We start from the raw sequence: 24192 nt of genomic DNA, 5'->3' as shown, positions 1-24192 counted from the left end.
CGTGCGAGGCTGAGGACACTCAGCACATTCAGCAGGTCCGGCCTCCCGTCGTCCCACCGCATCCGAGGAATCCACGCCCATGAGCCCCGCCGAAGGCGACCGTGACATCCAGCGCATCCTGATCGTCGACGACGAGCCGGCGGTGCGCGAGGCACTCCAGCGCAGCCTCGCCTTCGAGGGCTACGACACGGAGGTCGCCGTGGACGGCGCGGACGCGCTGGAGAAGGCGACCGCCTACCGGCCCGACCTGGTCGTACTGGACATCCAGATGCCGCGCATGGACGGCCTCACCGCCGCGCGCCGCATCCGCGGGGCCGGTGACACCACGCCCATCCTGATGCTGACGGCCCGCGACACGGTCGGCGACCGGGTCACGGGACTGGACGCCGGGGCGGACGACTACCTGGTCAAGCCCTTCGAGCTGGACGAACTGTTCGCCCGCGTCCGGGCCCTGCTGCGGCGCAGCTCCTACGCGGCGGCGGCCGGGGCGGGCTCCGCCGAGGAGGACGAGGCCCTCACGTTCGCCGATCTGCGCATGGACCTCGCGACCCGGGAGGTGACCCGCGCCGGCCGTCCCGTGGAACTGACCCGCACGGAGTTCACCCTGCTGGAGATGTTCATGGCCCACCCGCGCCAGGTCCTCACCCGTGAGCAGATCCTGAAGGCGGTCTGGGGCTTCGACTTCGAGCCGTCGTCCAACTCCCTGGACGTGTACGTCATGTATCTGCGCCGCAAGACGGAAGCGGCCGGCGAGCCGCGCCTCGTGCACACCGTGCGGGGTGTCGGGTACGTGTTGCGACAGGGCGGGGCGGAGTGAACAAGGTCGTACGGCGGCTGCGGACCCTGCCCATCCGGGCCCGGCTGTCGATGCTGGTCGCCGCCGCTGTGGCTTTCGCGGTGGCGGCGGTGTCGGTGACGTGCTGGTTCATCGTGCAGGGGAAGTTGTACGACCAGGTCGACGAAGATCTACAGAAGTCGTTGAGCATGCCGCGGCTTCAGGACCAGGCCACGGCCGCGGTCAACAACTGCACCACGAAGACCTCGCAGGACATCGGCAACGGGCCCCGCAACACGTACTACCAAGTGGTCACGGAGGACGGAAAGTCCTGCGTCATGCCGTACTCCGTCGGCACGGTCGACGTCACCCAGGCCGACAAGGACCTCATCAAGCGGGGAAACGACTCTCGCGGCGTCTTCCGCAACGGCACCAACACCGAGGGCGCCGACGTACGAGTCCTCACGCTGCCGGGGTTCACCGTCTCCGACCCGTCCTCCCAGAGCACCACCAACGCCGCCCTTCTGATCGCGCTCCCGCTGAAGAACACCCAGTCCACCCTCAATGACCTCGCGCTCCTGCTCCTCCTCGTCTCCGGCATCGGAGTCGTCGGCGCCGGGGCTGCCGGGCTCGCCGTGGCCCGTGCGGGGCTGCGGCCCGTCGACAAACTCACGGAGGCCGTCGAGCACGTGGCCCGGACGGAGGACCTGAGCATCCGGATCCCCGTCGAGGACGAGACGGACGACGAGATCGCCCGGCTCTCCCGTTCCTTCAACTCCATGACCGCCTCCCTCGCCAACTCCCGTGAGCTCCAGCAGCAGCTGATCGCGGACGCCGGGCACGAGCTGCGGACCCCGCTCACCTCCCTGCGCACCAACATCGAGCTCCTCACCCGCAGCGAGGAGACGGGCCGTCCGATCCCCGAGGCGGACCGCAAGGCGCTCCTCGCCTCCGTCAAGGCGCAGATGACCGAACTGGCGTCACTCATCGGCGACCTCCAGGAACTGTCCCGTTCCGAAGCCCAGCGCGGCGAGCGTGTGCAGGTGGTCTCACTGGAGGACACCGTGGAGTCGGCGCTGCGCCGGGCCCGGCTGCGCGGCCCGGAGCTGACCATCACGGCAGCGCTGGAGCCCTGGTACACCCGGGCGGAGCCCGCCGCGCTGGAGCGGGCGGTGGTCAACATCCTGGACAACGCCGTGAAGTTCAGCCCCGCAGGCGGCAGGATCGACGTCCGGCTCGTGGAGGGGACGCTGACCGTCCGCGACCACGGCCCCGGCATCCCCGCCGACGAACTCCCGTACGTCTTCGACCGCTTCTGGCGCTCCCCCGGCGCGCGGGCCCTCCCGGGCTCGGGCCTCGGTCTGTCGATCGTCGCCCGCACCGTGGAACAGGCCGGCGGGCAGGTCGCGCTGGCCCGCGCACAGGGCGGCGGCACCGTGGCGACGGTCCGGCTGCCGGGGGCGCCGGTGCCTCCGCCGGAGGATCCCGCCACCGCCGTATAGGCCGGGCGACGGCGGGCGGCTCCCGAACGGCTCCCTCCTCACCGATCTCCGTGAGGTCGGCAACCTTTCCGATCCGGGCGGCGACCCAGCAGCGCAGCAACTCCCCCGCCCCGCACGGAAGGCAGCCGCATGAGCGAGCACCGCCGCCGCCGGTCGACCCGGTCGGCCGGCACGACCACACCGGCCACCACGACCACGCCGGCCGAGACCACCGGGCCGGTCAGGCCGACGAGGACCGGGCCCCGGCACCGCAGGCGCAGAACCGCTCTCGCGATCGGTGTACCCCTCGTCCTCACCGCCGCCGGCACCCTGGCGTACGGCACGGACCTCGGCCTCTTCGGCGCGGCCGGGCAGGCGAGGGCCTCGGCCGCGACCGCCGCCGCGCCCGCCTGGGCCACCGCCTCCGCGGACGGTTTCGCCTCTGTCGACGCCCTCGGCCAGAACGGCACCTACGGCGGCCGGAACGGCAGGACGGTCACCGTCAAGAGCCTCGCCGACCTGGAGAAGTACGCGACCGCGGCAGAGCCGTACGTGATCGTCGTCGCCGCGACGATCACCATGGACCCGGTCGGGAAAGAGATCAAGGTCCAGTCGAACAAGACGATCGTCGGGTCGGGGACGTCCGGGCAGATCGTCGGCGGCGGCTTCTTCCTCGGTCAGGGCGTCCACAACGTCATCATCCGGAACCTGACGATCCGGGACGCCTACCAGGGCGTCTGGAACGACAAGGAACACGACTTCGACGGCATCCAGATGGACGGCGCCCACCACGTCTGGATCGACCACAACGACATCCGGCACATGGCCGACGGGCTCATCGACAGCCGCAAGGACACGACCTATCTGACGGTCTCCTGGAACAAGCTGAGCCAGGACAACAAGGCGTTCGGCATCGGCTGGACCGACAACGTCACCGCCGACATCACGATCCACCACAACTGGATCCGCGAGACCGAGCAGCGCAACCCCTCCACGGACAATGTCGCCCACGCGCACCTGTACAACAACTTCCTGGAGGACGTGGCCGGGACGGACATCAAGTCCTCCTACGGCAACTACTCGCGCGGCCGGACGAACATGGTGCTGGAGAACTCCTGCTTCCTGGGCCTGACCGATCCCGTCGTCCGGGACGCCACCGCCACCCTCGTCCAGCGCGGCAACCAGTTCTCCGGGACGACCGGCAAGAACGAGAGCGGCGGCACGGGCACGGCCTGGGACCCGAAGACGTACTACGCGTACACCCTCGACAAGGCGGCCGACGTCCCGGCGCTCCTCAAGGCGGGCGCGGGCCCGCGGACTTCCATCGGTACGACGGCGTCCACCGCGACGACGGCCACGACGAAGGCGGCTGCCGCGACCACGCTCACCGTCGCCAAGGACGGCAGCGGGCAGTACACGACCGTGCAGGCCGCCGTGAACGCCGTACCGGCGAACAACCCCTCGCGCGTCGTGATCGCCGTCAAGCCGGGCACGTACCGCGAGCTGGTCAAGGTCCCGTCCAACAAGCCGCACGTCACCATCCAGGGCACCGGTGGCAGCCGCAAGGACACGACGATCGTCTACAACAACGCGTCCGGTACGCCGAAGCCCGACGGCTCCGGCACCTACGGCACCGGGGGCAGCGCCACCGTCGCGGTCGACGCGGACGACTTCCAGGCCCGCAACCTGACGATCTCCAACGACTTCGACGAGGCCGCCCACCAGGACATCGCGAACCAGGCGGTCGCCCTGCGCACCTCCTCCGACAAGGTGTTCCTGGACAGTGTCATCGTCAGCGGCGATCAGGACACCCTGCTGGTGGACACGGCGTCCAAGGACAAGCTGGGCCGCGTCTACATCGCCAACTCCTACGTCGTCGGCAACACCGACTTCATCTTCGGGCGCGCCACTGCGGTGATCGACAAGTCCGTCATCACCCTGAAGAAGCGCTGGAACGGCACGTCGGCCGGCTATGTCACGGCCCCCAGCACCGCCGCGAACCGCAAGGGCATCCTGATCGCCAACTCCACGGTCAGCGGTGACGTGTCCGACCGCAGCTTCTACCTCGGCCGCCCCTGGCACGCCGGCGGCGACGCGAGCCTCGACCCGCAGACCACCGTCCGCAACACCGCCCTCGGCGCCGCGATCAGGACCGCGCCCTGGACCGACATGAGCGGCTTCTCCTGGAAGGACGACCGGTTCGCCGAGTACAAGAACACCGGGGCGGGCTCGGGCGCCGCGAGCTCCGACCGCCCGCAGCTGACCGACTCCCAGGCCACCGGCCAGGAGATCGCGGACTGGCTGGGCGACTGGACACCGACGGCTTCCTGACATCCCCCAGGGGTGTGGTCCGGGTGCGGTGTGGTCCGTGGCACCCCGGGCGGCCGCACGCGAAGAGGCGGCCGCGTCGGTGACGCGGCCGCCTCCTGACCGTCCTGCCGGAAGGGTTACTGCACGATCGCGATCCGCTTCGCCGTCGGCGGGGCGATCGGGCCCGTGGCCGAGGAGTTGGCGAGCAGGTACTGCTCGAGGGCGGTCAGGTCGTCGGCGCCGACGACGTCGCCCGTGCCCTGGCCCAGCGTGGTGAAGCCGTCGCCGCCGCCCGCGAGGAAGCTGTTGGTCGAGACGCGGTAGGTGGCGGCCGGGTCGATCGCCGCGCCGTTCAGCCTGATGGAGTCCGTGACGACGCGGTCGGCGCCGCTCTTCGTCAGGTCCAGCGTGTACGTCAGGTTGGCGGACGGCTGAAGGATCTTCGGCGCGCTCGCGTTGGTCCCGCTCACCTGCTCCTTGAGAACCTGGATCAGCTGGGCGCCGGTGAAGTTCTGGAGGTTCACGGTGTTGGAGAACGGCTGGACGGTGAAGCCCTCGGCGTAGGTCACCACGCCGTCGCCCTCACTGCCCTTGGCCGCGTAGGTGAGGCCGGCCCGGACGCCGCCCGGGTTCATCAGCGCGAGGTCCGTCTCCGCGTCGAGCTTCTTGCCGTACCAGAGCTGGGCGTCCGCGATCAGGTCGCCCATCGGGGACTCGGTGCCCGTGTTGGGGACGTCCGCGGAGATGTAGCCGATCGGCCGGTTGCCGACGGGGGCCGCCAGCGTGTTCCACTTGCTGATCAGGTCGGTCATGTCGGGCGCCTTGGCGACGGTCCGGGTGACCACGTGGTTCGCCGTCCTGACCGCCGTACGCGCGATGTCACCGGTGAAGCGGTCGTACGTCAGCGTGGTGTCCGTGTACAGGCGGCCGAAGGACGCGGCCGAGGTGACCGTGCGCGGCGTGCCCGACGGGTCGGGGATCGTGCACGCGTACGCGGCGTGCGTGTGGCCCGTCACCAGCGCGTCCACCGCGGGCGTGACGTTCTTCGCGATGTCGACGATCGGGCCGGAGATGCCGGAGCCCGGGCCCGCGGAGTCACAGTTGTAGTTGTACGCCCCCGAGGCCGGCAGGCCGCCCTCGTGGATCAGCGCCACGATCGACTTCACGCCCTGCTTCTGAAGCTCCTTGGCGTACTTGTTGATCGTCTCGACCTCGTCCTTGAACTTGAGGCCCTTGACGCCCTCGGCGGACACGACACCGGGGGTGTCCTCCAGTGTCACGCCGATGAAGCCGATCTTGACGTCCTTCTTCTTCCAGACGAAGTACGGCTTCAGGATCGGCTTGCCGGTCTTCTCGCTCAGGACGTTGGCCGCCAGGTACGGGAAGTCGGCCCCCTTGAACTTCTTGTCCGTGTAGCAGCCGGCCGTCGGGTGACAGCCGCCCTTCTGGAGCCGGGCCAGCTCCTTGGCGCCCTCGTCGAACTCGTGGTTGCCGACGGACGTGACATCCAGGTCGAGCTTGTTCAGCGCCTCGATGGTGGGCTCGTCGTGGAACAGACCCGAGATCAGCGGGGAGGCACCGACCATGTCGCCGCCGGCCGCGGTGATGGAGTACTTGTTGCCCTCACGCGCCTGGCGCAGGTGCGTGGCGAGGTACTCCACACCGCCCGCGTCGATCGTCTTCGACGTGCCGTCCGCCTGGAGTTCCGTGACCCGGCCCGAGGAACCGGACGGGGGCTCGAGGTTGCCGTGCAGGTCGTTGAAGGACAGCAGCTGCACGTCCTGGTATCGGCTCGGCAGCGGCTTGGAGTGCTTGGCGTCATGCGCGTCCGCCGGGAGCGCGGCGGCCATGGCGCCCGCGGTGGCGAGACCCGCGGCGGCCGCGAGAAGACGGTACGTACGGCGTCTGCCGCTCGGATGCGGCTGGGAAGTGGCTGGCATGCGCCCCCCTGAGGTGTCTGCCTGTGGTGTCTGCGTCCCCCGGGCCGGCCCGGCTCGGGGAGACGTATGAGGAGTGGCCCCGTCCGGCGCAGCCTAGGGTCAACGCGCGTAGCGCGACAGGGGGTTCTTGGTTACATCCTGGTTTCCCTTTGTCCTGTGCTTACCCTCTGCTTTGCCTTTCCGGACCTCATCCTTCCGCCTTTCCCCGTACCGCCACTTTGCGCAGCCCGCCCTTTACTCTCGTACGCATGACCAGCGACGACACCGCACGGATCCCCGGCTCCCGATCGATCGAGACCCACTCCGAGCTTTCTCCCGAACAGACCGAGGCCGTCCTCGAACTGCTGGCGGAGGCCGCCCGGTCGGACGGCCAGCAGGCGGTGTCCGAACAGGGCCGGCTGCAACTGCGCGGAGGCGCCCGTGAAGGCGTCTCCCACCTGGTCCTCACCCTCGGGGACGAACTCGTCGGCTATGCCCAGCTGGAGGACACCGATCCCGTCGAGGCGCCCGCCGCCGAGCTGGTGGTCCACCCCGGGCACCGCGGCCACGGGCACGGCCGCGCGCTCGGCTCGGCCCTGCTAGCCGCCTCCGGGAAACGGCTGCGGGTGTGGGCCCACGGCGGTCACTCCGCCGCCCGGCACCTCGCCCAGGTCCTCGGACTCGCCCTCTTCCGCGAACTTCGGCAGATGCGAAGGCCGTTGACCGACGTCGACCTCCCCGAGCCGGTGCTGCCGGAGGGAGTGACCGTCCGTGCCTTCGTCCCCGGGCGGGACGACTCCGCCTGGCTCGCCGTCAACGCCGCCTCCTTCGCCCACCATCCCGAGCAGGGCTCCCTCACCCAGCGCGACCTCGACGACCGCAAGTCCCAGCCCTGGTTCGACCCCGCCGGCTTCTTCCTCGCCTTCCGCGGCGAGCGCCTCGTCGGCTTCCACTGGACGAAGGTCCACGCCGAGGAACAGCTCGGTGAGGTGTACGTCCTCGGAGTCGCCCCCGGTGCGCAGGGGGGCGGCCTCGGCAAGGCCCTCACCACCATCGGCCTGCGGCATCTCGCGGCGCAGGGTCTGCCCACGGCGATGCTGTACGTCGACGCCGACAACAAGGCGGCGGTGTCCGTGTACGAGAGGCTGGGGTTCATCACCCACGAGACGGACCTGATGTACCGGACGGAGACGTGAGCCCGCGGACGTGAGTCCCCTCGGGAGCCCCTCGGGAGCCCCGCGGAAGCCCGCCCGTCAGGCTCGCCCGGAGGGAAAGCCCCCTGTGCGGAGGCGCCCTGACGGTCTGCGCCGTCCCGACCGGTGCCTCCACGGTCCCCGCAACGGCTCCGGTGTCCACAGCGCGCTCAGCGCCACCGTCGCCCCCAGCACCACCGCCCATCTCGCCTGGGTCGCCGCCCCGTAGGGGCCCTGGGACGTGCCCAGCAGACCCCACCGGTCCGGGACCAGTACCGCCACCGCCGCCGCCGAGCCCAGCCATATCGCCGCGCTCCTGCCCACCGCCGCCGTCCGGGTGAAGCGGACGGCGATCGTGGCGAGGGCGAGGGAGGCGCAGGCCATGCCCGCCGCCTCCAGGGTGGCCGGGCCCGGCGCGGGACGGGTCGGAGCGGGTGTCAGGAGCAGGGCGGCCGCCCACCAGAGAGCCGTCAGAGGGGCCGCGAGGGCCAGGCGCAGCACGGTTCGCCGCGCGCGGCCCACCGGTGTCGTCGCCGTCGTGTTGCGGGCCGGGTCGTCGAGCAGGAAGGCCAGGCCCAGTGCGCCGGTGAGAGCGGTGAGGCGCACCACCAGCAGCCCCAGCCCGGCGTCCGGGGCGTGGTCGGGCAGCCGGGTGCTTCCGGCGAGCAGCAGGCCCAGCCCGCCGGCCGTGGTCAGCGCCCGCCAGGGGAGGCTGCGCCACACCGGCGGTACCAGGACGCGGAGCAGCTCCGCCGGAACCGGAACCCCGCTCGTCTGCGCTTCGGTCATTCCTCGCACTCTTCCGCCTTCTTGGGCACCGCGACCCCCAGCAGCCTCGCGGCCTGGGCGGTCGTCGTCCTCGCGGATGTCAGCTCCGTCCAGTGCGCCTTGACCCGGGCGGTCATCTCGGCACGCGGGCGCTCCAGCAGTTCCCGGATCACCGTCGTCTGCGCGTCCGAGAGGCTCAGTCCGTTCGTCGGGGCCAACACCTGTCCCGCGCCGCTGGTGCTGTCGTCGAGCCGCACGGTGCGGAAAGTGGCCGTCGGGGTGGGGTCGCTGCCCAGGACCAGCCACATGACGGTCACCGGGCGGGCGTCGCACATCGGCTCGGTGGTCACGTCCTCCGAGCCCCCCACCAGGACCGAGGCGACACCGACCGCGAACTCGGGGACGCGGTTGCCGCCCCAGCGGGTGCCCACGGTCACCTCGCCGGGAGTGGTGGAGGGGTCCAGGGCGCCGTCGACCTCCACCTCCTCGCCGCTGGTGTAGACCCGCTGGCGGATCGTCAGCCGGGCTTTGGCCGCCGTGCCGCCGGCTCCCGACCGGACCCGGTCGACGACCTCGGCCCACTCGGGCCGCACACCACTCCACTCGGGGAACGAGCAGTACGTGGAGCCGTCGTACGTCGAGCAGGACTGGAGCTTCTCCGGGGAGTCGGCCGCCGTCCTGCGCGCCGCTTCCAGCGCCGCCGTGTCGCGCGGGAGCTGGCCGATGACGCCTGCCGCGGTGGCCGCGAGTGCGAGAGCGGTCGCCGCCTTGACCGCTCGGGTCCGGCCGCCGGCGATCAGCAGGGCCGCGCAGGCCAGCAGGGCGCACAGCCCCACCACGTACAGGGCGTGCCAGCCGGCCGGGCGGCCGAGCAGATCGGAGGGGACGGGATCGCCGCCGGAGGACAGGAAGTACTGGATCGGGTCGAGCCCTCGGACCCACTCGTGGTCGAAGCCGATGAGTCCCGAGATCAGGGTGCCGAGCACATAGACGGCGATGACGAAGAGTATGGGCACGAAGGAGGAGGGCAGCAGACGGGCCAGCAGCACTCCGATGACGCCGGCCAGCAGGACGCTCAGGGGGCCGACGGCCAGTTCCCCCAAGGAGCCGTGACCGATCGCGCCGGGCTTCAGCGCCTCCCGGGTGAACTCGGCCGCCACGGCGAGCGCGGTGAGCCCCGCGTACGGGACCAGGGACAGCAGATGGGCAAGGGTGCGCCGCCAGGGTTCCATGGCCAGGACCGCGAACTGCTGCGCCGTACCGTGCTTGCGCGAGCGCAGGGCGGCCGCGTTGGCACAGATGAACAGGGCGAGGGCGAACAGCAGAGGTGCCGCCTGGGTCCGGCGGTCGACCGTGTTGAGGACGGGGTAGTCGTCCATGCCGTCGTTGCTCATCAGTCGCAGGGCGATGAGGACGACGTAGAGGGCGAAGAAGAACAGCACCGGGATCTGCTGGAGCAGCTCGCGGGCCTCGAAGCGGGCGAGGGCGAGAACGGCTCCGGTGCGACGGCCCTCATGCGGTGGCTCGGTGAGCGTACCGGCGGGTTCCGTGATCGTCGGGGTGGTGGCGCTCATGCCGTCACCTCCGCGCTCTCGCCGTCGAGGGTGAGCAGGTAGCCGTCCTCCAGGGTGGGTTCGAGGAGGTCGGCGCCGGTCGGCGGGTCGCCGATGTTGCGGAAGCTGCCGGTGCCGGTGCGCCAGCCGGCCAGGGCGTTCGGGTCGCGTTGGGTACTGCTCCAGACCCGGCCGGCCGCGCGGGCGGTCAGGTCGGCCGGGGTGCCCTCGAAGCGGATGCGCCCCTGGGCCAGCACCACGACGCGGTGACAGAGCATCGCCACGTCCTCCGTCTGGTGGGTGGACAGCAGGACCGTACGGCCCTCGCCGGCCTGGGCGACCAGCTCCCTGAACCGCATGCGCTGTTCGGGATCGAGTCCGACGGTCGGCTCGTCCAGCACCAGGAAGCCGGGGTCGCCGACGAGTGCGGCGGCCAGGGCGACGCGCTGGCGCATGCCACCGGACAGGCGCTTGATGCGCTTGCCGCGCACCTCCGAGAGGTCGACGGCCTCCAGCACGCGCCGTACCTCGGTCAGCCGAGCGCGGCGGTCGGTCAGTTCCTTGAGGATGGCCACGTAGTCGACGAACTCGAAGGCCGTGAAATCCGGATGGAAGCCGGGGGTCTGCGGCAGATAGCCGAGCGTGCGGCGCAGCGCGAGGCGGCCGGACGCGGTGCCGGGGTCGTGCCCGAGGGCCGTGAACCCGCCGCTGTCCGGCGGCACGGCCGTGGCCAGCACCCGCAGCAGTGTGGTCTTCCCGGCGCCGTTGGGGCCGAGCAGCCCGGTGACGCCACGCGTCAGCCGCAGCGAGATCCCGTCGAGGGCACGGGTCCCGCCGAAGCGCAGGGAGAGGTCCGTGGCCGTCAGGGTGGCGGGGCCGGGAGTGGAGGTGGTCATGTGGGACTCCTGGAAGTCAGGTCTGCGGGCGGGACCGGGGAGAGGCCGCGGAAGCGCGTGCCGCGTCACACGGGCCGCGAGGTCTGGGAGGCAGGTGGCCGTGTCACACCGGACCGCGAGGGCTGCGCAGGGCGGGTGGCCGTGTCACACCGGACCGCCGTGCGGGAGCCCACCGAGGGGCGCGCGACGCGGCGCCGCTCGATTCTCGGGCCGGTGACAGAGCCGCGGGGGCGGGTGGCCGCGTCGCGGGGTGGCATCGTCCGGGAGGCCGCCCTAGCGGCGCGCTGCGTGACGCAGGTCGGCGGGCGGCCCTGGGACGGAGGCGCGGGGGCGGGGGACGCCGGGGCGGGGCCGCGGGGGCGGAGGACGCCGTCACAGGGTGCCGCCGTGGGGGAAGCCGCCCAGGGGGCGTGTGTCGAAGCGGTCGCGGGCCCGGTAGAGCAGGAGGGCGGCGAGAGCCGCCACGGCCGCCGCGGCCGACTGCCCGGCCGCCGTGAACGGGGCGAGCGTGTCATCTGCGTGCACCTGGATCTTCGCCACGACCAGCAGGGTCACCCAGCCGCCCCCCACGAGCGCGGGGGCGACGACCGGGCCCAGCCGGGCGGTCAGCGCGAGCCCTGTCGCGGTGAGGGCGAGCGCGGGCAGCAGCCAGGCCAGAGCCGCCAGCCCGTACCCCGGCAGCGCCAGCGTCGCCAGACCGTTGAACGCCAGGCCCGCGGTGAGCACCGCGACCGTGCGGATCATCAGCAGCCGGAAGCCGTGCAGCGGGGCGACGACGGCCATCTCGTACGTCGGATCCAGCGTGGGGCCGTACGAGAGGGCGACCCCGGCCAGCGGGAGCAGCGGGGCGAGGGCGAGGAACAGCGTCGGCCGGTCCGCCATCCGCACCGCCAGCACGGTCATGAAAAGCAGGAACAGCACCGACAGCAGCCAGGAGCGGCGCAGTACCGGCGTCGCCGCCAGCAGCCGCGCGGTGTGGTCGGTCATGCCGAACCGCACCAGCAGCCGCTCGGTCGGACCCGGCCGCGGCGCGTCCAGTTCGGCGTCCAGCCGTGTCCAGCCGGCGTCCAGCGCGACCGGGTCGCCGGTTCCCGCGAGCCGGGCCCGGCACTGTGCGCACCCGGCGAGGTGGGTGTCGGCCGACCACAGCAGCGGCGGCGCCAACTCGCCGTGCGCGTACGCCCGCAGGTCCTCTTCAGCCACATGCCACGTCATGCCACGACCTCCCTCGACTGTCCGTCGCCCACGCACTCGCGGGGGCCCGTTCCGCACACGTACCGCCTCATGCCAGCGCCTCCCGCAGCTGCTTGCGGGCACGCTGCGCCCGCGTCTTCACGGTGCCGGGCGGGATGCCGAGCAGAACGGCCGCCTCCCGGGTGGTGAGCCCGTCGATGACGGTCGCCTGGAGGACCGCCCGCAGCTCGGGCGAGAGGCGGGTGAGGGCCCCGGCGAGGTCCCCGTGCTCCACCCCCGCGAGCACGCGTTCCTCCGCCGAGACCTCGTCCCGGTGACGCAGCCGGGACAGCGCCTGGCGCAGCCGGCCGCGCGCCCCGTCGCCGCGCAGGGCGTCGACCAGGCGGCGCGAGCCGATGCGCCACAGCCAGCCGGCCGCGTCGGCCGAGGAGCCCTCCTCGCGATAGCGGGCCGTGCCGCGCCACACCGCGAGGAACGTCTCCTGCACGACGTCGTCGACTATCGCCGCGTCCGCGCAACGGCCGCGCAGGCGCGCGGTCAGCCAGGGTGCGTACCGCCGGTACAGCTCCTCGAAGGCGTGACGGTCCCGTTCCGCCGCGATGGCCCGCAGCAGCTCCCCGTCGCTTCTCGTTTCGCTCACACCCCCTCATCGGACGAGCCCCGGCGATCGGTTCACGATCGGCCGCACGATTTTTTCTTGACTTGCGCACCCCGGTTGCACCACCCTTTCACTACTCAATTAGTGAAAGGGTGGTTGTCCAGTGGTCGAATACCGCATCGACCGGCACAGCGGCGTGGCCACCTACGTCCAGATCGTCCAGCAGACGAAGCAGGCCCTGCGGCTGGGCATGCTGCGGGCCGGCGACAAGCTGCCCACCGCCCGTGAGGTGGTCGAGGCGACGGCCATCAACCCGAACACCGTGCTGAAGGCGTACCGCGAGCTGGAGCGCGACGGGCTGGTGGAGGCCCGGCGGGGCATCGGAACCTTCGTGCGGCGCGGGCTGAACACCACGCCGGCCGACTCGCCCCTGCGCGCCGAACTGGACGCCTGGGCGGTCCGGGCCCGGGAGGCCGCGCTCGACCGCGACGACGTGGCCGCGCTCTTCACCGCCGTACTCGACGAGCACTTCGCCGCCGCACCGGACCACACCGGCCGAAACCACCGGCAGGACCGGAACGGCAGGCACGGCGGACCCGACCAGCCCGACCGAAGCGGCGGACCCGACCAGCCCGACCGGGCCGGCCGACACGATCAGCCCGACCGGCACGACATGAAACCTGGAGACCCTTCATGACCGACACCGCCATGGCGGCAACCGCGCTCGGCAAGCGCTTCGGCCGGCGCGGGGGCTGGGCGCTGCGCGACTGCACGTTCCGCCTGCCCGCCGGGCGAGTCTGTGCCGTGGTCGGCCCCAACGGCGCGGGCAAGTCCACGCTCCTCGCCCTCGCCGCGGGCCTGCTGGCCCCCACGGAGGGCAGGGTCACCGTCCTCGGAACGGATCCCGCGTCCGCACGCGCGCGTGTCGCCTACGTCGCCCAGGACAAGCCGCTGTACCCGCAGTTGTCCGTCGCCGAGACCCTGCTCGTGGGCGCCGATCTCAACCCCGGGCGCTGGGACGCCCGGACCGCCGAGCAGATCGTTTCCGCGGGCGATCTCGACCCCAGGAAGAAGATCCGTTCCCTCTCCGGCGGCCAGCGCACCAGGGTCGCCCTCGCACTGGCCCTCGCCAAACGGCCCGACCTGCTGCTGCTCGACGAGCCGGTCGCCGATCTGGATCCGCTGGCCCGGCACGAGCTGATGGGCACCCTGATGGCTCGCGCGGCGCAGTACGGCACCACGATCGTGATGTCGTCGCACGTGGTCGCCGAGCTGGAGGACTCCTGTGACCACCTGCTGCTGGTCGGCGATGGCCGGGTACGCCTCGCCGGTGAGATCGACGACCTGCTCGCCGCCCACACGCGCGTGAGCACCCTCGCGGACTCCGCCCGGCCCGCCCCCGCGGACGGCTCCCCGGGCGGCGGTGCGCACACGTCCCCGGAACTGGCCCCGCACACGGTCGTCGAGTCCCGGGTCACCGGCCGCCAGCTCACCGCCCTGGTGCGCCCCGCGGCCCGGCTCCCCGGGGACTGGCGCACCTCGGCGCCCTCCCTGGAGGAACTCGTCCTCGCCTACCTGCGCAACCCGCAGGCCGCCCCGCTCGTCCCGGCCGAGCCCGAGGAGGCCGCCGTATGACCGCGCTCGCCCCCTCGCCGCCCGCCTCGAAGGCCCCGGCGGCCGGCCCCGGCGTCCGCTGGCTGTTCCGCCTGCACCGGCCCGCGCTGTACGCGTGGATCGGCCTCGTCGCCGTGCTCGCCCTCGTCCTCATATGGCTGTGGGGTCCGCTGACCGACTCGGCGGCCGCGGCCTGGCGGCAGTACCGGTCCGAATGCGCCGACGGCGACCCCTGCACATACGACCAGAACGCGATCGTCCGCTACAAGAGCGTGTACATGTACGCGACCGGCGCGCTGACCGGGCTCCCGTTCCTCGTCGCCGCCTGGGCGGGCGCCTCCCTCTTCGGGCGGGAGCTGGAGCACGGCACCGCGCAGCTCACCTGGACGCAGGGCCTGTCCCCGACCCGCTGGCTCGCCGCCAAGCTGGCCCTGCCCACGGTCCTGGTCGGCGCGGGCACCGGCCTGCTGGTCACGCTGCACCGCCTGATGTGGTCGGCGGGCGACGGCCGGATCGACACCGCCAAGAGCTGGTCCGAGAACCTCACCCTGCACACCAACGGCCCCACCACGGTCGCCTTCGCCCTGACCGGCCTGGCCGGAGGCGCCCTCGCGGGCCTGCTGCTGCGCCGAACGCTGCCCGCCCTCACGCTCGCCCTCGGCTTCGTCGCCGCCGTGCGGTTCCTGGCCGACCTGGCCATGCCGCACCTGTGGCCGGCCGTCACCCGCGTCACCGGCCTCGCCGAGGGTTACCGGGGCTCGGGCCTGAGCGTCGACTCCGGCCTGGTCACCTCCACCGGCGCGCACATCGCCGACCCCGGCTGCGGGCCGACCGCCTTCCTCCCCGCCTGCGAAACGGTGTACGCCGACCTCCACGCCACCGGCTTCTACACCACCTATCACCCCGAGTCCCACTACTGGCCCCTCCAGCTGACCACGACCGCACTTGTGCTGGCCGTCGCCGCCGCCCTCGCCGCCGCCGCGTTCGTCCTGCTCAGGCGCTCGACCGCCACCGTCCCGCGCGCGGGCGACACGGGCAAGGAGACCACCGCATGATGACCGTCGCCGATGCGAGCCCCAGGTCCACCGTCGGCCGCCCCGGCCCGCGCCCCCATGCGCCGGGCACCGCCCGCACGGTGCTGCGCGTGCACCGCGCCGCCCTCGTCGTCTGGGCCGGCCTCGTGGTGGTCCTGTGCGGCTGGCTGGTGTGGGCCACCGAGTCCGCCGGCAGGGACGCGCGCGCTGCCGCGGAGGTTTGTGACCGTATGGGTCCCGACCTGTGCAGCAGGTCCATCGTCTGGGTCGGCCACAGCGTGACGGTCGGCTGGATAGGCCTCCTGACCTCGTACCTCTTCCTCGCCGTGGCCGCATACGCGGGCGGCGCGCTGATCGGGCGTGAGCTGGAGAGCGGCACCGCGCGCTTCGCCTGGACCCAGGGCGTCTCCCCCACCCGCTGGCTGGCCGCCAAGCTGGCCGTCCCCGCGCTCGTCGTGACCGTCGGCGCCACCGCCCTGGTCCTCGTGTACCGCTGGGCCTGGAGCGCCGAACAGGACCCGCAGTACCACGGCTGGATGTCCGACGACGCGTACCTCTCCCGCGGCCCGGCCACCGTCGCGTACGCCCTGTGCGCCCTCGCCGTCGGCGCCGTCACCGCGCTCCTGATACGCCGCGCACTGCCCGCCCTCGCGGTCTCCGTGGTCGCGACCGGGCTGCTCGGCTACGCCGTGGCACAGGTGCGCGCGTCCTTCTGGCCCGCGGTGACCGTCACCACCGGCCAGAACGGGGAGCTCGCCCTCCCCACGTCCGCGTGGGAGGTGGAGAACGGCGCCCTGGTCCACGGCCACCAGGTCCCGTCCTTCCCCGTCACCCAGTGCTACGGCGGCTCGACCGCCCACACGCGGGGCTGCTTCGACGACCTGGGCGTCACCGGTTTCTACACCACCTACCACCCCGAGTCCCACTACTGGCCGCTCCACCTCGTGGAGACCGGCGTCGTGCTCGCCGTCACGGCCGCCGTGACCGCCGCCGCCTTCCGGCTGCTGCGCCGCCGCACCGCCTGACACCCGCAAGACCAAGGGCGCGTACGTCCCTCCACCGGGGGAGGGGACGTACGCGCTCTTGCGTTTCCCGGCCGTCCGCCACCTCGCTAGCCGCCCAAGGGCCACCCCCGCGAGCCGCCCCCCGATATCCCGCACGCCATGTCGCCGTAACCGTCGGTTCAGACGACCTTGCGACCCTCGGCGAATGAAGCCCGCCGTGCCCGAGCCTTCGCCGCCTCCCGGGGAAAATCGGCCCCGAGGAGACTCCACAGCGATCCCGCCCGCACGTTCCGACGCGCCGGTCACGCTCCTGGCGCGGAAGAATGGCTACATGAGCCAGTCAGACGCCCAGGCCGAGGTCCAGCACGCGCAGCCCTCCGTGGGCTCCATCGCCGCGCACCGCCCGCACACCGTCGCCGCAGTGGTCTCCGATCTCGAGCCCGACATCGACGCCGACCTCGACACGTACGAGGAGGCGCCGTACGACGGCCCGCAGCTGCCGCACGGCCGTTTCCTGGACCGGGAACGCAGCTGGCTCGCCTTCAACGAGCGCGTCCTGGAGCTCGCCGAGGACCCGAACACGCCTCTCCTCGAACGGGCCAACTTCCTCGCCATCTTCGCCAGCAACCTGGACGAGTTCTTCATGGTCCGGGTGGCCGGTCTGAAGCGCCGTATCGCCACCGGCGTGGCCACCCGCTCGGCCTCCGGTCTCCAGCCGCGCGAGGTGCTGGAGATGATCTGGGCCCGCTCGCGGGAACTCATGGCACGGCACGCCGCGACCTACCACGAGGACATCGCGCCCGCCCTCGCGGAGGAGGGCATCCACCTGGTCCGCTGGAGCGAGCTGACGGAGAAGGAGCAGGCGCGCCTCTTCACGCTCTTCCGGCACCAGATCTTCCCGGTGCTCACCCCCCTCGCCGTGGACCCCGCGCACCCCTTCCCGTACATCTCGGGTCTGTCGCTGAACCTCGCGGTCGTCGTGCGCAACCCGGTCAGCGGTCACAAGCACTTCGCACGCGTCAAGGTGCCCCCGCTGCTGTCCCGCTTCCTGGAGAGCTCCCCCGGCCGCTACGTCCCCATCGAGGACGTCATCGGCGCGCACCTGGAGGAGCTGTTCCCGGGCATGGAGGTGCTGGAGCACCACGCCTTCCGGCTCACCCGCAACGAGGACCTCGAGGTCGAGGAGGACGACGCCGAGAACCTGCTCCAGGCCCTGGAGAAGGAGCTCATGCGGCGTCGCTTCGGGCCGCCGGTGCGGCTGGAGGTCGAGGAGTCCATCGACCGCGAGGTGCTCGACCTGCTGGTGCGCGAGCTGAAGATCAGCGAGGCCGAGGTCTACCCGCTGCCGGGCCCCCTCGACCTCACCGGCCTCTTCCGCATCAGCGGCCTCGACCGGCCCGAGCTGAAGTACAAGAAGTTCATCGCCGGCACCCACCGCGATCTCGCCGAGGTCGAGTCGGCGTCCCCGCCGGACATCTTCGCGGCCCTGCGCAGCCGGGACGTCCTGCTGCACCACCCGTACGACTCCTTCTCGACGTCCGTGCAGGCGTTCCTGGAGCAGGCGGCGCTGGACCCGGACGTCCTCGCCATCAAGCAGACCCTGTACCGGACCTCGGGCGACTCCCCGATAGTCGACGCGCTCATCGAGGCCGCCGAGTCCGGCAAGCAGGTCCTCGTCCTCGTCGAGATCAAGGCCCGCTTCGACGAGCACGCCAACATCAAGTGGGCGCGCAAGCTGGAGGAGGCCGGCTGCCACGTCGTCTACGGCCTCGTCGGCCTCAAGACGCACTGCAAGCTGTCGCTGGTGGTCCGTCAGGAAGGCGACACGCTACGGCGCTACTGCCACGTCGGCACCGGCAACTACCACCCGAAGACGGCCCGGCTCTACGAGGACCTGGGCCTGCTCACCGCCGACCCGCAGGTCGGCGCGGACCTCTCCGACCTCTTCAACCGGCTCTCCGGCTACTCCCGCCGCGAGACCTACCGCCGTCTCCTCGTCGCCCCCAAGTCCCTGCGGGACGGGCTGATCGCCCGCATCGACAAGGAGATCCAGCACCACCGCGCCGGACGGCCCGCGCACGTCCGCATCAAGGTCAACTCGATCGTCGACGAGGCCCTGATCGACTCCCTCTACCGAGCGTCCCAGGCGGGCGTGCAGGTCGACGTGTGGGTGCGCGGCATCTGCGCGGTGCGCCCGGGTGTGCCGGGCCTGTCCGACAACATCCGGGTCCGCTCCATCCTCGGCCGTTTCCTGGAGCACTCCCGGGTCTTCGGGTTCGGCAACGGCGGAGAGCCCGAGGTGTGGATCGGCAGCGCCGACATGATGCACCGCAACCTCGACCGCCGTATCGAGGCCCTGGTCAGGGTCACCGACCCGGCCCACCGGGCGACCCTGAACCGGTTCCTGGAAACAGGCATGTCCGACTCCACGGCCTCCTGGCACCTCGGCCCGGACGGCGAGTGGATCCGGCACTCGCACGACGCGGACGGCGCGCCCCTGCGCAACGTCCAGGAGATGCTCATAGACGCGCGGAGGCGCCGGCGTGGCACAGCGACACCATGACCTGACGGACCCCGCGGCCGGGCCCCTGACCACGGGGGACGCCCTCGCGGGCTACCTCCGGGGCCAGGCCACGGAGTTCCTCCGGGCGCTGCGTCTGCACCGGGAGACGGGAGGCGCCGCGTCGAACGGCTCGGCGGGCGCCCCGGCAGGGTCCTCGGCGGCAGGCGCCGCGGCGAGCAGCGCGCAGGCGCGCCTCGACGCGGCGCGCGCCCTGCGCCGCTCGGCCCGCCGCATCAGCGGCAGCCTGCACACCTTCCGTCCGCTGCTCGAGCCCGAGTGGTCGGAGGACATCCGCCCCGAACTGGCGTGGCTGTCGGGCACGCTGGCCCTGGAGCACGCGTACGGGGCCCGTCTGGAGCGGCTGCTGCTGGCGCTGAACCGGCTGTCGGGCCCGGCGCCCGTGCCGCCCCAGCCTGCCGGCCCGGCAGGCCCGGGCGGGGGCGCCCGCGCCGCCGCCCACCCGGCGGTCCCCGACCGCGGCAATCTCACCGTGGGCGCGGCGAAGGCGGGCGCCCTCCTGGACCGGCAGCTCACCCTCGCCCGCACCCGGGCCCACTCCACCGCTCTGCATGCCCTGGGCTCCTCCCGCTTCCACGCCGTCGCGGACAAGGTCGCCGTCCTCGCCAGCGAGGTCCCCCTGACCGCCGCCGCCCCCGCCACCGACCTGCGGCCCCTCGCCATGGCGGCCGCGGACCGCCTCGCCGACGCGGTCGCCGCGCTGCCGCTCGTCACCGCGGGCAGCCCCTACAACGCGGAGGCCCTGATCCACGGCCTCTCCCCGGACCCGGCCCCGCACCCGCAGGACGCACCCTGGCACCAGGTCCGCCTGCTGCTGCGGCTGCACCGGTACGCCTGCGAGGTCGTGCACGGGCGGGGCACCCCCCTGGAGATCCGCCTGCTCTCGGCGGGCGAGGCCCTCGACCGGCACCGTGACGCCTCGGAGGCGTCCTCCGCCGCGGCCCAGGCGGCCCGCACCCCCAGGATCGCGCCCGCGACGGCGTACGCGCTGGGCGTGCTGCACGCGGACCAGCGGCACGAGGTGGAGGCCGCCCGGTACGCCTTCCAGCGCTCGTGGCAGAAGCAGACCGTCGCCGCACCCTGACCGAACAGGTGGTGAGGACCAGGATGAGCACCGCGCACAACGCCGAGGGCACGGCCGGAGGAACCCCCTACGGCAGCTACGACGACCCCTCCGACAACACCCCCGCAGAAACCCGTGAAACCCACGGGTCCCCCGACGAGACCCCGGTCCAGGCGGCCGGCTGTGTGCTGTGGCGCCGCTCCCCGGCGGACGGCGGGCTGGAGCTCTGTCTCGTCCACCGTCCCAAGTACGACGACTGGTCGCACCCCAAGGGCAAGCTGAAACGTGGCGAGGACCCGCTCGCGGGCGCCCTGCGTGAGGTCGAGGAGGAGACCGGTCACCGGGCAACGCCCGGCGACCGGCTGCCGACCATGGACTACGAGGCGAACGGGCGGCCCAAGGAGGTCCGCTACTGGGCGGCCGAGGCCGTGTCCGGGTCGTTCACCCCGAACGACGAGGTCGACCGGCTCCTGTGGCTTCCCCCGCCGGCCGCCCGCGACCGGCTCACCCAGCCGAGGGACCGCACCCTCGTGGACGCCCTGCTGCACGTCCTGCACCTGGCATAACGGGGGACACACCGGTGGTCGCCGGAATCGCACCGTGTCCTCGACGTGAGCGTTCCGTGACCTAACCGCACCGTCCCCAGGGGTTCACCCCCCGTTCACCCGCGCCCGTAGGCGCCTTCACCTGTTCTGCCTAATTTCGGCCTTACGCGGTGCGATGCGCGACCCGGGGGGTCGTGTCCGTGCCGAGCAGACTTCTGCATACTCCGCACGCCGCCGGAATTCAGGACGGCGGCTCCTGGAAGGACCTTCCCCAAGTGAAGCTTCAGCGCATGAACCGGCGGGCTCTCTCCCTCGGTGCTCTCGCCGTCTCCGGCGCCCTGGCCCTCACGGCGTGCGGCTCCGACGACACCGGCACCAGCAGCGGCAGCAGCTCCTCCGCCACCGCGGCCGCCGGCTCCATCAAGTGTGACGACGCCAAGGGCCAGCTCCTCGCCGACGGCTCCTCCGCGCAGAAGAACGCGATCGACGCGTGGGTCAAGAACTTCACGCAGGCCTGCTCGGGCGTCCAGGTCAACTACAAGGGTTCCGGCTCCGGCGCCGGTGTCACCGCGTTCACCCAGGGCCAGGTCGCCTTCGCCGGCTCGGACTCCGCGCTGAAGCCCGACGCCGTCGCCGCCTCCAAGTCGGTCTGCACCGGCGGCCAGGGCATCGACCTGCCGATGGTGGCCGGCCCGATCGCCGTCGCCTTCAACGTCTCCGGCGTGGACAGCCTCGTCCTCGACGCCGCGACGATCGCCAAGATCTTCGACGGCAAGATCACCAACTGGAACGACGCCGCGATCGCCAAGCTCAACCCCGGCGCGAAGCTGCCCGACCTGAAGATCCAGCCGTACCACCGCTCGGACGAGTCCGGCACCACGGACAACTTCACCAAGTACCTGATCGCCGCCACCCCGGACAACTGGAAGTACTCCGGCGGCAAGGCCTGGCAGGCCAAGGGCGGCCAGGCCGCGGCCGGCTCCTCCGGTGTCGCCCAGGGCGTCAAGCAGACCAACGGCGCCATCGGCTACATGGAGCTGTCGTACGCGAAGGACGGCCTCGGCACCGTCGCCGTCAACACGGGCGCCGCGGCCCCGGTCAAGCCCTCCTCCGACGGCGCCACCAAGGCCGTCGCCGCCGCGCAGGTCGTCGGCACCGGCAGCGACCTGTCGCTGAAGCTCGACTACAACACCAAGGCCGAGGGCGCCTACCCGCTCACCCTGGTCACCTACGAGATCGCCTGCGACAAGGGCAACAAGGCCGCCACCCTGCCGGCCACCAAGGCGTTCCTGCGCTACATCGCCAGCGAGGACGGGCAGGGCATCCTCTCGGGCATCGACTACGCGCCGATCCCCGACGCCATCATCTCCAAGGTCCGCACCACCATCGAGGGCCTGAGCTGATCTGAGCGGTGCGGTCCGGCGCCGGGGAGACCCGGTCCGGACCGCACCCGTCCGGTGCACCGCCGCCAGGGGCCGCCCGCAACCCGGCCCCACCCGAGCCGCCCCCACACCGCAGGCGGCTCCGCAGACCGGAGACCTCCATGGACATATCGACACAGAACACAGCCAGGGACGACACCCCTCCCCCCACGAGCCCCGCGACCCCGCCGCCGGAGACGGCCGAGCAGAAGCGCGCGGCACGCGGCGCCACCCGACCCGGTGACCGGATCTTCCTCGGTCTCTCCCGCGGCTCGGGCATCTTCCTGTTGGTGATCATGGCTGCGATCGCGGTCTTCCTCACCTATCGGGCGAGCCTCGCCATCAGCAAGGACGACGCCAACTTCCTGACCGCGTTCGAGTGGAACACCAGCCTCGTCCCGCCGAAGTTCGGCATCGCGGTCCTGGCCTTCGGCACGGTGGTCTCGTCGGTCATCGCGATGGTCATCGCGGTCCCGATCGCCGTCGCGATCGCCCTGTTCATCACCCACTACGCCCCGCGCCGCATGAGCGGGCCCGTCGCGTACGTGATCGACCTCCTCGCCGCCGTACCGTCCATCGTGTACGGCCTCTGGGGCGCCCTGGTCCTCGTACCGCACATGACCGGCCTGTTCGGCTGGCTGGACGAATACCTCGGCTGGACCGGCGTCTTCTCCTGGGACGACGGCGCCCCGCGCTCGATGCTCACGGTGGGCATCCTGCTGGCCGTGATGATCCTCCCGGTCATCACCAACGTCAGCCGCGAGGTCTTCCGCCAGGTCCCGCAGATGCACGAGGAGGCGGCCCTGGCGCTCGGCGCCACCCGCTGGGAGGTCATCCGCATGTCGGTGCTCCCCTTCGGCCGCTCCGGAGTGATCTCGGCCTCGATGCTGGGCCTCGGCCGCGCACTCGGCGAGACGATGGCCGTGGCCACGGTCCTCTCCCCCGACTTCGACATCCACGCCAGCCTCCTCAACCCCGGCGGCGGCACCTTCGCCCAGAACATCGCCAGCAAGTTCAACGAGGCGACGGAGTTCGGCCGTGACGCGCTCATCGCCTCCGGTCTGGTCCTGTTCGTCATCACCCTGCTGGTCAACGGCGCGGCACGCATGATCATCGCCCGCCGCAGTGAGTACTCGGGGGCCAACGCATGAGCCACGCAGCAGCAGTAGCCGACAAGGCCCCGAGCACGCTCCGCGCGGCCAGCCTGCCGAGGTGGTCCCCCTGGGCCATCGCGGGCGGCTCGCTCGTCCTCGCCGTCGCCATCGGTCTCGCCGGCGGCCTCGACAGCAAGGTCCAGTGGGGCCTGATCGCCGGCCTCCTCTTCATCCTCGGCACCTTCGGCATCGCCGCGAAGGTGGAGGGCCGCCGCCAGGCGAAGGACCGGGTGGCGACCGGCCTGGTCTGGGTGGCGTTCCTCCTGGCCGTGGTCCCGCTGGTCTCCCTCCTCTGGACGACGATCCAGCGCGGTGTGAAGGTCCTGGACGTCTACTTCCTCACCCACTCCATGGGCGTGGTCGCGGACAGCGAGCCGGGCGGCGGCATCTACCACGCGATCCTCGGCAGCCTGGAGCAGGTGGGCCTGGCGACCGCGATCGGCGCCCCGATCGGCATCCTGACGGCGATCTACCTGGTCGAATACGGCCGGGGCGCCCTGGCGAAGTCCGTCACGTTCTTCGTGGACGTCATGACGGGCATCCCGTCGATCGTCGCGGGTCTGTTCATCCTCAGCCTGATGCTGATGTTCGACATGCAGCCCTTCGGGTTCGCGGGCTCCCTCGCCCTGGCGATCCTGATGATGCCGGTCGTCGTACGCTCGACAGAGGAAATGCTGAAGCTGGTCCCGAACGAGCTGCGCGAGGCGTCGCTCGCTCTCGGCGTCCCGAAGTGGCGCACGATCCTGAAGGTGGTAGTCCCGACCTCGATCGGAGGCATCATCACGGGCGTGATGCTGGCGATCGCCCGTATCGCGGGCGAGACGGCGCCGGTCCTCCTGCTCGTCTTCGGCAACCCGTTCATCAACGCGAACCCCTTCGAGGGTGCGCAGGCCTCGCTCCCGCTGTACATCTACCAGCAGTACTCGCAGAGCGCGGGCTCGACGGCGGCCTACGACCGTGCCTGGGCCGCGTCGCTCACGCTGATCGCCTTCGTGATGATCCTGAACCTGGTGGCCCGCGGCATCGCCCGCTGGAAGGCCCCGAAGACCGGTCGCTGAATCAGCGATCCGCGGCTGGAGCCGCACGGGA

The 24192-nt window shown here is 71.9% G+C and carries 19 protein-coding genes and 1 pseudogene; 14 read left to right on the top strand and 6 right to left on the bottom strand.

The window, feature by feature from the left end; all coding sequences use genetic code 11:
• The first annotated feature begins 79 nt into the window (after nt 1-79).
• The 3 genes from OHS71_RS22315 to OHS71_RS22305 all read left to right on the top strand — a co-directional run bounded on the left by OHS71_RS22315 (nt 80) and on the right by OHS71_RS22305 (nt 4587).
• Nucleotides 80-817 carry a response regulator transcription factor gene (locus OHS71_RS22315; RefSeq protein ID WP_328481127.1) on the top strand — a complete coding sequence of 246 codons (738 nt, stop codon included), beginning with the start codon at nt 80-82 and terminating at the stop codon, nt 815-817.
• The gene (locus OHS71_RS22310) at nt 814-2277 is read left to right on the top strand and encodes a HAMP domain-containing sensor histidine kinase (RefSeq protein ID WP_328481126.1); all 1464 of its coding nucleotides are present in this window, start codon (nt 814-816) and stop codon (nt 2275-2277) included. The genes OHS71_RS22315 and OHS71_RS22310 overlap by 4 nt, the downstream gene beginning before the upstream one ends.
• 129 nt (nt 2278-2406) lie before the next feature.
• On the top strand, nt 2407-4587 hold the full coding sequence (locus OHS71_RS22305) for a pectinesterase family protein (protein ID WP_328481125.1): 2181 nt from the start codon (nt 2407-2409) through the stop codon (nt 4585-4587).
• Between the two features lie 116 nt (nt 4588-4703).
• Here OHS71_RS22305 and OHS71_RS22300 read toward each other — a convergent pair whose 3' ends face one another.
• On the bottom strand, nt 4704-6506 hold the full coding sequence (locus OHS71_RS22300; RefSeq protein ID WP_328481124.1) for a bifunctional metallophosphatase/5'-nucleotidase: 1803 nt from the start codon (nt 6504-6506) through the stop codon (nt 4704-4706).
• Between the two features lie 248 nt (nt 6507-6754).
• On the opposite strand from OHS71_RS22300, the gene mshD reads away from it, so the two are divergent.
• On the top strand, nt 6755-7681 hold the full coding sequence (gene mshD / locus OHS71_RS22295) for a mycothiol synthase (protein WP_328481123.1): 927 nt from the start codon (nt 6755-6757) through the stop codon (nt 7679-7681).
• Between the two features lie 57 nt (nt 7682-7738).
• On the opposite strand, the gene OHS71_RS22290 is transcribed toward mshD, so the two are convergent.
• From OHS71_RS22290 to OHS71_RS22270, 5 genes are all read right to left on the bottom strand, one after another.
• The gene (locus OHS71_RS22290; protein WP_328481122.1) at nt 7739-8467 is read right to left on the bottom strand and encodes an ABC transporter; all 729 of its coding nucleotides are present in this window, start codon (nt 8465-8467) and stop codon (nt 7739-7741) included.
• Nucleotides 8464-10020, bottom strand: coding sequence for an ABC transporter permease (locus tag OHS71_RS22285; RefSeq protein ID WP_328481121.1), 1557 nt, complete (start codon nt 10018-10020; stop codon nt 8464-8466). Before OHS71_RS22285 ends, OHS71_RS22290 begins: the two co-directional genes overlap by 4 nt.
• Nucleotides 10017-10895 carry an ABC transporter ATP-binding protein gene (locus OHS71_RS22280; RefSeq protein ID WP_328481120.1) on the bottom strand — a complete coding sequence of 293 codons (879 nt, stop codon included), beginning with the start codon at nt 10893-10895 and terminating at the stop codon, nt 10017-10019. Before OHS71_RS22280 ends, OHS71_RS22285 begins: the two co-directional genes overlap by 4 nt.
• A 372-nt stretch (nt 10896-11267) precedes the next feature.
• Nucleotides 11268-12110 carry a zf-HC2 domain-containing protein gene (locus OHS71_RS22275; RefSeq protein ID WP_328481119.1) on the bottom strand — a complete coding sequence of 281 codons (843 nt, stop codon included), beginning with the start codon at nt 12108-12110 and terminating at the stop codon, nt 11268-11270.
• Between the two features lie 67 nt (nt 12111-12177).
• Nucleotides 12178-12729: an RNA polymerase sigma factor gene (locus OHS71_RS22270; RefSeq protein WP_328481118.1), complete on the bottom strand. Its 552-nt coding sequence runs from the start codon at nt 12727-12729 to the stop codon at nt 12178-12180.
• A 121-nt stretch (nt 12730-12850) separates the two neighbouring features.
• Here OHS71_RS22270 and OHS71_RS22265 point away from each other — a divergent pair.
• The 10 genes and pseudogenes from OHS71_RS22265 to pstA all read left to right on the top strand — a co-directional run.
• Nucleotides 12851-13219: pseudogene (locus OHS71_RS22265) on the top strand (GntR family transcriptional regulator); the annotation flags it as partial.
• A gap of 161 nt (nt 13220-13380) precedes the next feature.
• Complete coding sequence (locus OHS71_RS22260) at nt 13381-14322, top strand: ABC transporter ATP-binding protein (protein ID WP_328481117.1); 942 nt, start codon at nt 13381-13383, stop codon at nt 14320-14322.
• Complete coding sequence (locus tag OHS71_RS22255) at nt 14319-15356, top strand: ABC transporter permease (protein WP_328481116.1); 1038 nt, start codon at nt 14319-14321, stop codon at nt 15354-15356. Before OHS71_RS22260 ends, OHS71_RS22255 begins: the two co-directional genes overlap by 4 nt.
• Nucleotides 15353-16360 carry a hypothetical protein gene (locus OHS71_RS22250; RefSeq protein WP_328481115.1) on the top strand — a complete coding sequence of 336 codons (1008 nt, stop codon included), beginning with the start codon at nt 15353-15355 and terminating at the stop codon, nt 16358-16360. Before OHS71_RS22255 ends, OHS71_RS22250 begins: the two co-directional genes overlap by 4 nt.
• Before the next feature lie 184 nt (nt 16361-16544).
• Entirely contained in the window at nt 16545-18902 is a 2358-nt protein-coding gene (locus OHS71_RS22245) for an RNA degradosome polyphosphate kinase (RefSeq protein ID WP_443047005.1), read from the top strand.
• Entirely contained in the window at nt 18883-20004 is a 1122-nt protein-coding gene (locus OHS71_RS22240; RefSeq protein WP_328481113.1) for a CHAD domain-containing protein, read from the top strand. The genes OHS71_RS22245 and OHS71_RS22240 overlap by 20 nt, the downstream gene beginning before the upstream one ends.
• Before the next feature lie 23 nt (nt 20005-20027).
• Nucleotides 20028-20549, top strand: a complete 522-nt coding sequence (locus OHS71_RS22235) for an NUDIX hydrolase (RefSeq protein WP_443047004.1) — start codon at nt 20028-20030, stop codon at nt 20547-20549.
• A gap of 254 nt (nt 20550-20803) precedes the next feature.
• On the top strand, nt 20804-21931 hold the full coding sequence (pstS, locus tag OHS71_RS22230; protein ID WP_328481112.1) for a phosphate ABC transporter substrate-binding protein PstS: 1128 nt from the start codon (nt 20804-20806) through the stop codon (nt 21929-21931).
• A gap of 140 nt (nt 21932-22071) precedes the next feature.
• Nucleotides 22072-23100 (top strand): phosphate ABC transporter permease subunit PstC, encoded by a 1029-nt coding sequence (gene pstC / locus OHS71_RS22225; protein WP_328481111.1) that lies wholly within the window; start codon nt 22072-22074, stop codon nt 23098-23100.
• Nucleotides 23097-24161 (top strand): phosphate ABC transporter permease PstA, encoded by a 1065-nt coding sequence (gene pstA / locus OHS71_RS22220; protein WP_328481110.1) that lies wholly within the window; start codon nt 23097-23099, stop codon nt 24159-24161. Before pstC ends, pstA begins: the two co-directional genes overlap by 4 nt.
• The last annotated feature ends 31 nt before the right edge of the window (nt 24162-24192 follow it).

The sequence above is a fragment of the Streptomyces sp. NBC_00377 genome, assembly GCF_036075115.1.
In the GTDB taxonomy this organism is placed as follows: domain Bacteria; phylum Actinomycetota; class Actinomycetes; order Streptomycetales; family Streptomycetaceae; genus Streptomyces.
Note: the sequence above shows the minus strand (reverse complement) of the source record. Positions and strands in the feature narration are given on the sequence as shown.